The sequence below is a fragment of the Phormidesmis priestleyi BC1401 genome (assembly GCF_001650195.1).
Taxonomy (GTDB): Bacteria; Cyanobacteriota; Cyanobacteriia; order Leptolyngbyales; family Leptolyngbyaceae; genus Phormidesmis_A; species Phormidesmis_A priestleyi_B.
The window spans coordinates 60,288-73,417 of sequence record NZ_LXYR01000008.1; the positions used below are offsets into that span (position 1 = coordinate 60,288).

General features: G+C 50.2%; 13 protein-coding genes and 1 riboswitch. Of the genes, 7 read left to right on the forward strand and 6 right to left on the reverse strand.

Translation table 11 applies throughout. The features are described from left to right. The first annotated feature begins 273 nt into the window (after positions 1 to 273). Genes A8707_RS06575 through A8707_RS06585 form a run of 3 tightly spaced genes read left to right on the forward strand, consistent with a single transcriptional unit; the run spans position 274 to position 3,898 of the window. A complete protein-coding gene (locus tag A8707_RS06575) occupies positions 274 to 2,091 on the forward strand; it encodes an ABC transporter substrate-binding protein (protein WP_068816005.1) in 1,818 nt (605 codons plus the stop codon). A 25-nt stretch (positions 2,092 to 2,116) separates the two neighbouring features. Then, a complete protein-coding gene (gene larB, locus A8707_RS06580) occupies positions 2,117 to 2,908 on the forward strand; it encodes a nickel pincer cofactor biosynthesis protein LarB (RefSeq protein WP_068816006.1) in 792 nt (263 codons plus the stop codon). A gap of 3 nt (positions 2,909 to 2,911) precedes the next feature. Further along, complete coding sequence (locus tag A8707_RS06585; RefSeq protein WP_068816007.1) at positions 2,912 to 3,898, forward strand: tetratricopeptide repeat protein; 987 nt, start codon at positions 2,912 to 2,914, stop codon at positions 3,896 to 3,898. Here A8707_RS06585 and hppD read toward each other — a convergent pair. Beyond that, on the reverse strand, positions 3,895 to 4,971 hold the full coding sequence (gene hppD / locus A8707_RS06590; RefSeq protein WP_068816008.1) for a 4-hydroxyphenylpyruvate dioxygenase: 1,077 nt from the start codon (positions 4,969 to 4,971) through the stop codon (positions 3,895 to 3,897). The two genes, A8707_RS06585 and hppD, sit on opposite strands and share 4 nt — an antisense overlap. A gap of 299 nt (positions 4,972 to 5,270) precedes the next feature. Here hppD and A8707_RS06595 point away from each other — a divergent pair, with 299 nt between their 5' ends. Beyond that, positions 5,271 to 6,080: a helix-turn-helix domain-containing protein gene (locus A8707_RS06595; RefSeq protein WP_082906256.1), complete on the forward strand. Its 810-nt coding sequence runs from the start codon at positions 5,271 to 5,273 to the stop codon at positions 6,078 to 6,080. A gap of 248 nt (positions 6,081 to 6,328) precedes the next feature. On the opposite strand, the gene A8707_RS06600 is transcribed toward A8707_RS06595, so the two are convergent. Then, positions 6,329 to 6,901, reverse strand: coding sequence for a hypothetical protein (locus A8707_RS06600; RefSeq protein ID WP_197484654.1), 573 nt, complete (start codon positions 6,899 to 6,901; stop codon positions 6,329 to 6,331). A gap of 106 nt (positions 6,902 to 7,007) precedes the next feature. On the opposite strand from A8707_RS06600, the gene A8707_RS06605 reads away from it, so the two are divergent. Together A8707_RS06605 and A8707_RS06610 are read left to right on the forward strand one after the other, a co-directional pair. Next, on the forward strand, positions 7,008 to 8,522 hold the full coding sequence (locus A8707_RS06605) for a UbiD family decarboxylase (protein WP_068816009.1): 1,515 nt from the start codon (positions 7,008 to 7,010) through the stop codon (positions 8,520 to 8,522). 92 nt (positions 8,523 to 8,614) lie between these two features. Then, positions 8,615 to 8,679, forward strand: a riboswitch (Glutamine riboswitch). 38 nt (positions 8,680 to 8,717) lie between these two features. Next, complete coding sequence (locus A8707_RS06610) at positions 8,718 to 9,158, forward strand: DUF4278 domain-containing protein (protein ID WP_068816010.1); 441 nt, start codon at positions 8,718 to 8,720, stop codon at positions 9,156 to 9,158. A gap of 88 nt (positions 9,159 to 9,246) precedes the next feature. Here A8707_RS06610 and A8707_RS06615 read toward each other — a convergent pair whose 3' ends face one another. The 3 genes from A8707_RS06615 to A8707_RS06620 form a co-directional block, all read right to left on the reverse strand. After that, entirely contained in the window at positions 9,247 to 9,711 is a 465-nt protein-coding gene (locus A8707_RS06615; RefSeq protein WP_068816011.1) for a DUF3598 family protein, read from the reverse strand. Next, on the reverse strand, positions 9,702 to 9,872 hold the full coding sequence (locus A8707_RS27925) for a hypothetical protein (RefSeq protein ID WP_156518392.1): 171 nt from the start codon (positions 9,870 to 9,872) through the stop codon (positions 9,702 to 9,704). Before A8707_RS27925 ends, A8707_RS06615 begins: the two co-directional genes overlap by 10 nt. A gap of 223 nt (positions 9,873 to 10,095) precedes the next feature. Continuing rightward, entirely contained in the window at positions 10,096 to 11,220 is a 1,125-nt protein-coding gene (locus A8707_RS06620) for an HhoA/HhoB/HtrA family serine endopeptidase (RefSeq protein WP_068816063.1), read from the reverse strand. A 389-nt stretch (positions 11,221 to 11,609) separates the two neighbouring features. Between A8707_RS06620 and A8707_RS06625 the strand changes: the two genes are divergently transcribed. Next, positions 11,610 to 12,344 carry an endonuclease III domain-containing protein gene (locus tag A8707_RS06625; protein ID WP_068816012.1) on the forward strand — a complete coding sequence of 245 codons (735 nt, stop codon included), beginning with the start codon at positions 11,610 to 11,612 and terminating at the stop codon, positions 12,342 to 12,344. 93 nt (positions 12,345 to 12,437) lie between these two features. Here the strand turns inward: A8707_RS06625 and A8707_RS06630 are convergent, their stop codons facing one another. Beyond that, entirely contained in the window at positions 12,438 to 13,061 is a 624-nt protein-coding gene (locus A8707_RS06630) for a hypothetical protein (RefSeq protein ID WP_068816013.1), read from the reverse strand. Between the last annotated feature and the right edge of the window lie 69 nt (positions 13,062 to 13,130).

The window sequence follows — 13,130 nt, forward strand, 5'->3', positions numbered from 1 at the left end:
GGCAAGGACTTTTGCAAGCGGTTTGTTGAGGGTAGCGGTGAGAAGTGGATTGCGACCGATCATAAACGAAATGACTCAGAAAGACGGCACATCCGATTCGCGTGTCTCTACCACCTGGGATGTGGGCATTGTGCAACTAGCAGGCGGCACGATCACAGCGTGTACACAGCCGCGCAAGAAATTTTAGGCGACGATCGACCAACTGTAAGATGCGTCTTCAGTCACGATTATTGCTATCGTCTAATCGCGCCCTTCGTTGCTTGAGCGTTGCCCATGATCCTCAACTCTATGTTGCAAGTCCGCTGCGGGTTTGTCAGATTGGTTAGTTTTGGACTGGCGATCGTTTTGTCGATCGGGCTGTCAGGCTGCAATCCTCATTTGTTTAAAACTCAAGCGGCGCAGGTGCCTCAACTGGTTCTCACCACCCTCACCGATCCCAAGACGTTTAACCCGGCTCTGATTCAAGAGTTTCCGAATATCTCACTGTTTTGCTTTGAGGGGCTGACAAAATCAGACGGACTGACGGGTAAAATTCAGCCCGCGTTGGCGGAGTCGTGGCAGATTTTGGACGATCGCAAGCGGGTCGTGTTTAAGCTGCGCCCAGGGCTGAAATGGTCAGACGGGCAGCCGTTGACAGTGGACGATGTAGTATTTACGTTTGAGACGATTTTTAACCCCAAGATTCCGACTGATTGGAAGGACAGCCTGAAAGTTGGTCTGCAAGGTGCGTTTCCCGTCGTTAAAAAACTGGATGACTTACGCGTCGAGTTTGCGTTGCCAGAACCGTTTGCACCGTTGTTAAATGCCCTTTCTGGTGCGCCTGATAATATTGTCATTCTGCCAAAACACATTCTCGGCGAGTCGGTGCAGACGATCGGACGGGATGGCAATCCGCAGTTTCTCTCAACGTGGGGAACGAACACCGATCCCAAAACGATAGTCGTGAACGGGGCGTATCAGATTGAGAGCTTTCTCGGTGGGCAGCGATTGGTTTATCGCCGCAATCCCTACTACTGGCGCAAAGATGCTCAGGGAAACCAGATGCCTTATGTCGATCGCATCATCTGGCAGTTCATCGAGAATGTCGATACGCAACTCCTGCGATTTCGGTCTGGCGATTTGGATGTGATGGGAGATGCGCGTCCGCTGCGTCCAGAATATTTTTCGCTGCTCAAGAAAGAAGAGAAGCGGGGAAATTTTAAGCTACAAAACGGCGGTGCGTGGTCAGGCACTCTCTATATGGCGTTTAACTTAAACAAAGCGAATAAAAATGGGAAACCGATCGTCGATCCCATAAAATCTCGCTGGTTCAACACGTTAGCGTTTCGTCAAGCCGTGGCGTATGCCATCGATCGCGACCAGATGAACAACAATATCTTTCGCGGATTGGGCACGATTCAAAATTCACCGATTACGGTACAAAGTCCGTTTTTTCTGTCGCCCAAAGATGGGCTGAAAACCTATGACTACAATTTGGAGCGATCGCGCGAATTGCTCAAAAGTGCCGGGTTCAAACTCAATAATCAAGGGCAATTGTTGGATTCTGAAGGCAATCGAGTTCGGTTTACGTTGATTACAAATGCAGGCAATAAAGTGAGAGAAGCGATCGGCGCTCAGATCAAACAAGACTTGAGCAAAATCGGCATTCAGCTAGACTTTAACCCGATCAATTTCAACACGTTGATCGATAAAACTTCGACTTCGCGAGAGTGGGATGCTCACATGATTGGGTTTACCGGAGGAGTTGAGCCTCACGGATCAGCCAATCTTTGGATGAGTAGTGGCGGTTCTCACTCGTTTAATCTCAAACAGCAGCCAGGGCAGCAACCGATTCAAGGATGGGAAGCGAACGACTGGGAGAAAGACATCGATCGCTTATTTATCGAAGGGTCAAGAGAACTCGCTCCAGCAAAACGTCGGAAAATTTACGCTCAGTTTCAAGAAATTGTGCAAGAACAACTGCCTGTGATTCATCTAGTCAACGACTCAGCTTTGATGGTGACGCGCGATCGAGTCCAAGGGCTAAAATATTCTGGCTTACCCAGTTGGGGTCTTTGGAACATCGACGAACTTAGAATTAAAGAAGACTGACAAAATTCAAAATTCTCGCTTCCCCATGACTCAGCCCGAAGTTCTCAAATCTCTGCTCAATGCGGTCGCACAAGGAGACGTTAGCCCAGAAGACGCGATCGACAAACTCAAAAATCTTTCTTATGAACGGGTCGGAGAGTTTGCCCACATCGATCACCATCGCGCTTTGCGAACAGGTTTCCCTGAAGTGATTTGGGGATTGGGAAAAACACCTCAGCAGATCGCCCAAATTATGGAAGCGATGCGAAACCGCACCTCAACCATCATGGCAACTCGCATCGAGCCGGACGTTTATGACGCAATTAAAGCGATCGTGCCTGATGTACGCTACTATTTCACCGCCCGAATCTGTGCCCTAAACTTACCCCAACCTCCAAACCCTCAAATCGCAGGAACGATCGGCATTCTCTCAGCCGGAACCGCCGACCTCCCCGTTGCCGAAGAAGCCGCGGTCACCGCCGAGCTTTGTGGCTTTAAAGTACAGCGACTTTGGGATGTCGGAGTCGCCGGAATTCACCGATTGTTGAATAACCTGCACGTCTTGAAGGATGCCGACGTGCTGATCGTTGTGGCAGGCATGGAAGGTGCATTGCCCAGCGTAGTCGGGGGTCTGGTAGATTGCCCGATCGTTGCCGTACCGACCAGTGTGGGATATGGAGCCAGTTTTAACGGACTCGCACCCTTATTAACGATGCTCAATTCTTGTGCGGCGGGGATCGGAGTCGTCAACATTGATAACGGGTTTGGAGCCGCGATTTTAGCCGGACAAATTCTTAGAACGGCAGCGAAACTTCGGGCAAACCCCAAGGAATTTTAGACGATGGATCAATCGTTTTATCAGCAGGGCATCGCTGAAGCAGATGCCCATGACTATCAGAGAGCGATCCAATCTTTTGATCAGGCGATCGCCGCTCAACCCGATTTCACCGAAGCCTACTACCAGCGCGGACTTGCTCGATTTAAGCTCAACGATTTGACAGGTGCGATCGCGGACTACACAGCCGCAATTCGGCTCGATGCCAATCACACCCGCTTTTATTTTGCTCGAAGTTTGACCTACCTCAACCAAGGCGATTTGCAAGCCGCGATCGCCGATGCCGAGCAGGTGATTCGGCTCGATGCCAATCATGCGGGGGCTTATAATCTGCTGGGCAATCTTTGGCAGCGAAAGGATCAGATTGGCAAAGCGATCGTCCATTACAAAAAGGCGGCAGAACTTTATTTATCGCAAAAAGACACCGTAAGCTGTCGGCGCTGTATGGCGATCGCTCAACAGCTTAAACCCAAATCGCCCGATCAGTTGGCTCAGTCAGTTGCCCCGATCGAGATGGGTGAATTTCTTCAGCAAGCTATCACCAAAGCGCAGCGCGGAGATCTAGGAGGCGCGGTCGAGGATTTAGATTGGGCGATTCAAATCGATCCCCAAGATGCAAATGCTTACGCAGCGCGGGGTCGAGTTTTAGAAAAAATGGGCAACACCTACTACGCGTCAGAAAACTATCAACTGGCGGCGAGACTGTTTGCTCAACGAGGCGACGCGGTGATGCAGCAGTCGATGTTAAACGCAGTTCAGCAGATTAAACGTCCTGAGCGGCACTATGCACCTGCCCCCGTCAGTCGCCCAAAACCCCCCGTTTCGTCGGGGCGAATCAGCCCCCAAGTTCAAGACAAATTGAGGCAACTTGTGGGCTACGATCGCAGAATTGCCAGCGATCTCGTCGAACAGCTAAAGCTTAAGAATCCCGGTATGCCAGAAGACTGGTATTGGGAAAAAGCAATTTATGACTTGGAACGCGATCGTCGTTAGGATTTCAGACTGCCTCGCTTTAGCTGTTCTCGCTCGATCGCTTCAAACAACGCTCTAAAATTTCCCTCACCAAACCCTTGAGCTTGATGAAGGCGATCGTCCACTCGATAGGTGTGTCGCTCGATCAGTTCAAAAAAGAAAGTCGGTTGCTGAAAAACTGGCTGAGTAAAGGTTTGCAGCAAAACGGCTTCGGGCACCTCTGATTGCCAATCGACTAAAATCTGTTGAGCTTCAATATCAGTAAGCTGCGACTCAGACAACACGCAGTCACCTCGCTGCCGCACCTGATCGTAATAGCTGGCAGGCACCTTTAAAAAAGACAGCCCCGCATCACGGAGTTGCGCGATCGCGTCCACAATATTCTCGGTGTGAATTGCAATATGCTGCACCCCTGCACCGCCATTCAAATCCAAAAATTCTTGAATTTGAGAACTGTCTGAAGTCGGCTCATTAATCGGCACTTGCACCCGACCATTTGGGTCGCGCATCACCCGACTGCACAGCCCAGAGCGATCGGTTTTAATCGCGAACATCTGCTGAGGCTCAAAGCCGAGAACGGTTTCATACCAACTAACGGCTCGGTCTAAGTCTCCGATCGCGACGTTGAGAACGACGTGATCGATGCGGCTAAACGTGATATTTGGGAATGTGTTGGAGTCTTTGTCCACGAGAGGCAAAGCGATCGAGCGCTCAATCAACGTATGGGTCAACGTTCCCCACGCAGAAATTTGTGCCCACTTTAACGGTCCTTGAGTTTGCAGGGGTTGGAGAACGGTGGCTCCTTGAGCGATCGCCCGATTCATCACAGCCTCAATATTCTCCACGCCAAACGCCACATCTACCACCCCTGGAGGGTGAGCGCTTAAAAAATCACAAACGGGGCTGGAATCGTCAAGAGCAGACGAGAAGACAAAGTAGATAGAACCATTTGCAACAGCTTCTGTATGGGTGTGATCAGAAGAGGGAGCAATGCAAAACCCTGGTGGAACCGAGTAGAAACCAAGTCTTTGAATAAACCAGTCTCGCGTCTCACGAGCGTCTTCTACATAAAAATGGATGTGATCGATTTGCATAAAAACCTGAATAGTTAGCTCAAAGTCTCTGACTGTAGATTTTGCCTTGATTACTGAATTTTCGGGTCGCTCTGAAGGAAGAATCTAGATTGATGCACGATGGCAGGGGCGATCGCGTTTCACACAATCCGAGATTGACCCTATGAGTCGGCACCCCTAATCCTTGCATTTGCGATCGCCATTCTCCACTAAACTGAGTTCATCCACAAACCAGGCTGTCTGTTAAAATCAAAAGCCTACTCTCGACTGCCACAGTCAGAGACACTCTATCGTTCTATCGAGAGCAGATATCTGATATCGTGACAAAAACCACGGGGGGAGCAGTGGAGTATTCGGATTCATCAACACAGGCAGAGCAACTCAAAACCATTGGTTCAAAACTGAGCCATGAGCGCGAAGCCCGATCGATGTCTTTAGCAGCAGTTGCGACCAAAACCTACATTCCTTTGCGACTGCTAACCGCGATCGAAGCCGGACGGTTGGATCTGTTGCCAGAACCAGTCTTCGTCCAGGGGTTCATTCGTCGCTATGCTGACACGCTGGGCTTAGATGGAACCGCTCTATCAAAAGAATTTGCGATCGAGTCGCCAGTGCTTAGCTATGAGGCAGAACCGCTTCTATTAGAGCCAGTCGAAGTCACATCTAAGCCGTCTAAGCGTCCTTTGTGGCTCTATGCGATCGGAGGCGCGATCGGTCTAGGAGCGGCAATTCTGGTGATTGCAAGCTTAGTCAATCAGCCTAAAAAAACTGAACCGCCCGTTTCTAAGCCTTTGACGACCAACGGCACAGCTTCTCAAACAGCAGCGTCACAGGCGACTGCACCAAAGACACCCCTTTCATCAGTGTCTCCTAGTGCCAATGTTAAACCCGTTGCGGTAAAGCTGAATGTGACTGATGAAAGCTGGGTACAAGTGACTGTGGATGGCAAAGTTGCCTTTGAGGGCACTCTGCAAAAGGGCACCCAACAAGCGTGGGGAGGAGAAAAACAAGTCCTCATCAGCGCCGGAAATGCGGGAGGCGTTTTAGTGTCTTATAACAACGGAGTCGCTAAACCTTTAGGCGCACCGGGTAAGGTCGTAGAAGAGGTAAAATTTCCGTCAACCCCTTAAGCAGAGGTCATTTCTCCAATCAAGCGCGAACGATTTTTGGGGCGATCGCCACTGCTCGATCGACTCCTTTTGCCTGATACTCTCCGGCAGCATATTGGTCAACGTGCTGAAAAATGGCAATGGGTGCCGTCGTCCGACAGGTAAAAAACTCCAGCACCACTTTGCCCTCTGGAAGCAACCGAACTTTTGGCGACAGATCTTTTGAGGCTTGGGCGCGCCACTGCACCTGCACCTGAGCCGGGAGAGCATCAATGAGCCGATGATTTGACCATCTGCGAGTTTTCCCTAATGTCCCAAATTCTTTGAGTTCTCGACGCAAAATTGAGGCAACCACAAATGACATAGGAGAGCGATCGCCCTCGATCGCGTCCATCAAATCGGCAAGTCTGCCTTCTGGCTTTGGGGGGGTTTCTTCCCCTCCACACGTCTTTAAAGCGGCTTCTCAAAAGAGCCGTAGTGCTCAATGCTTCTGGCAGTGCCCAAGTCACGCTCAAGCCATCTTTCTCTAATCGATAGAGATAGCTCACCAGCCGGATTCCTGCCTTTAGCTTTAGTCTGGGCAGCTTCATCAATACACATCCAGTACCAGCGGCACTAATAAACCATCGCCCTCGATCGTTAGGCATCTGAACCGTAATTTCTGGCGAATCGCCTACGTGAAATAAATCTCCTAACCCTGCAAGCGAATCTGGTTCGGGCACGTCGGTTTCTGCAAGTGATCGGGCTTTGGGATGATTTTCTGATTCGGGCAATACCAAAGACTTTTTAATATATTGCCTAATTTTCTGAAGAGCTTCTAAAGAGACTTTTTGAGTAGACATCGGTGAATAGCGCTATCTTTGCCTACAGTTCCCAAATTGAATCTAAGAACAGCGTTTTGACGGCTTCTCGATTCATAATGAGAACAGGACTTTACATTGCTTCATCATGGCGAGAGATTTGCGGGGATTCATCAAACAGCTTGAGCAACGGGGGCAGTTGCGCCGCATTAGTGCCGCCGTTGACTCAGATTTAGAGATTGCTGAGATTGCTAATCGGATGTTGCAGCGCGGCGGTCCTGGGCTGCTGTTTGAGAATGTCAAAGGCTCTCCTTATCCAGTCGCGATCAATCTTTTGGGCACCGTCGAGCGGGTCTGCTGGGCGATGAATATGGAGTCTCCGCAGGAGTTAGAGACGTTGGGCAAAAAATTGGCGTTGCTCTATCAGCCCAGACCGCCCAAGAAGGTGTCTCAAGCGATCGACCTCGGCAAAGTTTTGTTTGATGTCTTGCGGGCAAAACCCGATCGCGATCTGTTTCCGCCCTGTCAGCAAGTCGTCGTCAAAGGTGATGACGTAGATTTGACCACGCTGCCCATGCTGCGCGTCTATCCCGGCGATGCAGGCAAGGTGATGACGTTGGGATTGATGATCACTAAAGATCCCGAAACCAAAATCCCAAACGTGGGCGTATATCGATTGCAGTTGCAGTCTAAAAACACGATGACGGTGCAGTGGCTCTCAGTGCGCGGTCCGACTCGCCATTTGAGAAAAGCGGCGGCGATGGGGCAAGATTTAGAAGTTGCGATCGCCGTCGGAGTCGATCCGCTGGTGATTTTGGCGGCGGCGACTCCGGTTCCGATCGATATGTCTGAGTGGCTGTTTGCCGGACTTTACGGCGGATCGGGCATCCATTTAGCCAAGTGCAAAACCGTTGATTTAGAAGTGCCTGCCACCTCCGAATTTGTGTTAGAAGGCACTGTCACACCTGGAGAAGTCGGTGTAGATGGTCCAGCAGGCGATCACATGGGCTATTACGGCGGGGTGAATGAGAAAGCGCCTCTGTTTCGATTTCACTGCATGACTCACCGCAAAGATCCGATTTATCTGACGACGTTTAGTGGTCGTCCGCCCAAAGAAGACGCGATGATGGCGCTGGCACTCAATCGCGTTTATACCCCAATTCTCAGACAGCAGGTGCCCGAAATTGTCGATTTCTTTTTGCCGATGGAGGCATTGAGCTATAAAGCAGCCGTGATCTCGATCGACAAAGTGTATCCCGGTCACGCCCGACGAGCCGCTTTGGCATTTTGGAGCGCACTGCCGCAGTTTAGCTACACAAAATTTGTGATTGTGGTCGATAAAGATATCAACATTCGTGATCCGAGAGCGGTTGTTTGGGCAATCACGTCGAAAGTTGACCCCGCCAGGGATGTTTTCATCTTGCCTGATAACCCGTTCGACTCGCTGGATTTTGCGACCGAAAAGCCGGGTCTAGGCAGCAAAATGGGCATTGATGCGACAACAAAACTCTATCCAGAAACCGATCGCCCGTGGGCTGCGCCGTTAGTGTCTGACCCCGATGTCGCGGCAATGGTCGATCGGCGTTGGGCGCAATATGGGCTAGCAGATTTAGAACTCGGTGAAGTCGATCCCAGTTTGTTTGGCTATGACATGAAAAACTAGGGTCGGGTATTCCCCCCATTCAGTCGGGTTTCATCCGATCGGATGATTACTCTTTTTTCTTCAAAAACTGTATGATTAGATACAGAAGGAAAAACGTTCATCCCCTATCAAATCGTAGACGGGACGGAAGTAAGGGCTACTCCTGAAGGAACGCGCTTCTCTTCACCTCACAAAAGCATTTTGGAGAAGCGATTCATGAAACTTATCTATCGTGGCAACACCTACGACTACGACCCAACTCAAGCCAGACCTGACAATGCCGGAGGACCTGTTAAGCCCGCGCCGCGTCTTCAAGCACCCTACACTTTAATGTATCGTGGGGCAACCTATCACGTCGACCCGACTGTTTCCCAACCTCAATCATCTCACCCCAGATCCTATGATTTGATGTATCGGGGAGCAACCTATCACGTCGATCGTGATGCCCAAGGAAATCTGACCGCCTTGACGCAGTCGGCAGCCGCATCTCGATCGAAGTCTGCTGCGAGAATGTCTCAGCGAGAATTGAGTCAAACGCATCAGACAAATGTGTCAAACAACCTGCAACGCCGCTTACAAGCTGCTCAAGAGCGAGGCGACCAGAGATTGCTTGACTTGTTAGAAGCAGAGCGTCAACAAATCACAATGAGCCACTGATCCGACACTAGAGTTGGAATTGATAAGCGGTAGGGATGTTCGTGGAATGTCCCTATCGTTTTTTGTGACGAAATTAGAGATGGACTAATTATTCAACCCGATGTTCAACAATCAGCATTACTCCCTGAAACTCGCCGTTGATCGAGAAGGATTGAGTGGTGCGGATGCGCTGATTTGGCTGAACTAAATTAATGGTTTCGGTCGCTATGAGATTGCCCGTTACTTTGTCACGAATGTCAAAGACCAGCAGTTGACCCATCTCTTGAGCCGTCATTAAGTAGTTAAAAAAAGGCGGATCGGAGCTTTCGATCGTGATTCTGCCCTCGCCAATCACTCGACCCACAAAATTTTGAGTGACTTTCTTTCCACCCGGAAATTCGTGATGGTTCGTTTGAATCCACTGATTGTTGACAATTTGCTGCGTTAGCAAGCCCGTAAATCGCATTATCTCTTGAGCATTACGATCGAGTCTGATCCAATCGCCTTGCCATACGCCTATGTGTTTTGGAAAGACGGCAAACTCTTCGAGTTGGGGTTGATGATTTAATTCCATACGCTAAAGCTTACAAATCTATTGCTAGAGAAACAGCACTTGTGTGGCTCGATCGTATCATCCCAAATAGGGAGCGGCTGAACGGGAACCATTGCCTGCGATCGGCTTGGCTCCACAGAAGGCAGCACAAACAAAAACGGTAGAGACGTTTCATGAAACATCCCTACCGTTTTTTGTAGCGAACCTCTAAAGATGGGCTGTTTATCTAACCTGCTGCACCGTCCTAAAGTATTCTCTCCTCTAAATTCTGACGTTGCTGAAGAGAACTATGAATGACCCTCACCCCCAACCCCTCTCCCCAGGGAGAGGGCTAGGGTGAGGGCAAATTCCTTGATTCTTACCCCAGATTCAGTAACGCCTAAATTCTCATGTCGATGACATCACTTAACCTGCATTCACCGGGAACTCTCCTGGTCGGATCGAGAGCGTCACTGTCTGACCACTTCGATTGACTTGAAGGGATAAATTACTCCCGATCGTGCTGGCTTCTACCGCTTGCTGCACCTCGTTTGCCGACGCAATCGATTGACCGTTGATCGTCTGAATCACGTCTCCTTTTTGCAGCCCTGCTTGGGCGGCGGGCGAGTTGCGAATGATGTTGGTAATCAGTGCTCCGCGATCGGTTTGCACATTGATGCCTAAGCTGCGATCGCGGTTGAGCAGGTCTCTCGTCGTCGCCGATAGATCTGTCATCTCAACGCCTAAATAGGGATGATCGACTGATCCTTTGCTGATCAGTTGGTTGGCGATTTGCTGCGCCTTGTTGATCGGAATCGCAAATCCCAAGCCCTGAGCGCCGCCAATAATCGCGGTGTTGATGCCAATCACTTGACCACTTTGATTCAGAAGCGGTCCGCCCGAATTGCCAGGATTGATTGCCGCATCGGTTTGAATGTAGTTGGTGCGACGATCGGGCGAACCAATTTCGCTGCTCGATCGTCCGGTGCCGCTGATAATGCCTGCCGTGACCGTGTTGTCTAGCCCTAGCGGATTGCCAATGGCGATCGCCCATTCTCCCGGTCGAAGTTGGTCAGAGTTTCCGATCGCCACCGTCGGCAGATTGCTCGCCTGAATTTTCACCACCGCCACATCGGTCAGCTTGTCTTCACCGACCACCTGCCCGGTAAATTCGCGCCCATCTTTGAGTTTGACGGTGACTTGATCGGCTCCATCGACCACATGGGCATTGGTCATTACCAATCCATCTGATTTGACAATGAATCCTGACCCGGTGCCGCGGGCAATTGCTTGCCCTGACTCAGATGATCGGCTGGTCACTTTGCGTGAAGAGTTAATTCGCACCACCGCAGATCCCGTTTTATCAACGGCTGCCGAAATAAAGTTTTCGTTAGCACTATTGCCCAATGCAGCAGGGACTTGAGCAACTAACGGCTGCGTTTGCACCGCGTTTGTTGGGTTGAGTTGTGTGCCAATTAACGCAGACAGCGCACCGACTGAGACGAGAGAGAAAGACGCGATCGACTTTTTTAGAAAATGATTAGAAGCCATTTCAGAGTTACCTAGAAAAAAGGATGGATTGACCATTGAAGCGATTTCTGATCCTTACCCACAGGATCACCATGCTGAATTCGCCCTTGAGGATTCATCTTCTACAGATCTGTACTTAACCTCAAGATCAGCCCTCACATTCACTATTATGATTAATTCATGTGACAAAGAAATTTCGGGCTTTAGATGTTTCTAAGGCATTTTGGAAAACTTGCTTTCGGTTCAGGTTTTTTGGCTTCTAGGAATTCTTGAGTCTGCACGAGTCTTAAAAAGGACAATCGCGATGGGCAACATTCCAAAACTCAATCTCTTTATAACTCTGTCTGTTAACCGATGCCCTGCACTCTCAATCTGCGAGAACCTGAGCGAGTAGGATTTGTGCAGCCATCATGCGTTCTAAAAAGTCACCTGAAATTATCGTGACTCCAGAGCTTCAGCAAAAGTTGATTGAGGTGCACGATCGTCTCTGTCAGGCATATGGGTGTCCGATTCCCTACTTCCACGAGTTAGACCCGTTGAGTGAGTTGGTCTCAGCCTTGCTGTCTCATCGCACTCGCAATGCTGACTCGGCAAACGCCTTTCATGAGCTGCGGCGACGATTTCCCGATTGGCAAGCTGTGCGAGATGCCCCGGTTGCGGAGGTTGAACAGGCGATCGCTCGCTGCACTTGGGCAGAGCAAAAAGCGCCCCGAATCCAGCAGGTTTTGAGACTGATTGGCGATCGTCGCGATGGCGATCTCTCGCTAGACTTTCTCAAAGACCTGTCTGTTTCAGACGCAAGAACGTGGCTCGAATCGTTGTCTGGGGTGGGACCTAAAACGAGTGCTGCGGTGCTGTCGTTTAGCGTGCTGCGTCGTCGCGCGCTGCCTGTTGACAGTCACCATCACCGAGTTGCGATTCGATTGGGCTTAATTGCAGAGACGATCGCGGTTGCCCCGGCTCATGCACTGTTAGAAGCGCAGTTACCACCTGACTGGACGGCTCAACAGGTTTACGACAACCACGAAGTTTTGATGCTGCATGGTCAACGCTGCTGCTATTACCAAAATCCTGCTTGTCAGCGATGTCAGGTTCTCGACCTTTGCCCGTTTGGACAAGCTCGATCTGACCTCAAGCGATCGTGAACTCAATCACTTTATAATCGCGCATCCTCTTATTTACCCAAATCCCCGAATCAGTTTAGGGATTCAGGGAATTTGCACATTGCGTAAAGTAGTTTAACTACAATTCACCAGAGCGCTTCTCGAACTACCAGGTGCAGTGTTATAAAGCCAGCCAACTCTCGATAAAATTCCAAAGTTTCTGCCAAACGTCCGTTGCAGATCAACTTCTACCCACACTTCACCGTTTGCATTTTGCTGAGAAGTCGTGACCCCGTTGGTTTGGGTTACAAAAACTGACTGACCAGCGCCAGTGGCTGCGATCGGGTTTGCGCCACGCCTAGGTTCTCGAAGTACATCTATTGGAACGGCATCTCTCAGTTTGCGGCACGCAGTCGTTTTTTGAGGTGGCGGCTGTACGGTTCCACAATTGAGCGCAGCAAAATCGACAAATCCACTCGGATTGATCTGAACACGAGCGGGCGGAACAGCGGGTAAAGGCTGTACTAGAGCCACCGCAGTTCCAGCCCTAAGAAAGCGATTAGGCAGCACTTCTGGGTCTCTAGGATCTGCCGTTCTAAACGCCGAGGTCGGCTTGCTCACGACACAGGCAACTACTTTCTGAGCCACTAGCATCGGCGCAGGTTGAGGAACCGCCAGCACAGGCAACTCTAGAGCGATCGCCGCGATCGTCATTCCTGCCACAACTCTAACCAAGATGCGATTGTTTCTCGTATCCATCAATTTCACTCACAGAATATATATCCCTTCTGTACCATGATTTAAGTCCCGAGTCCATAGCTGGTTTGG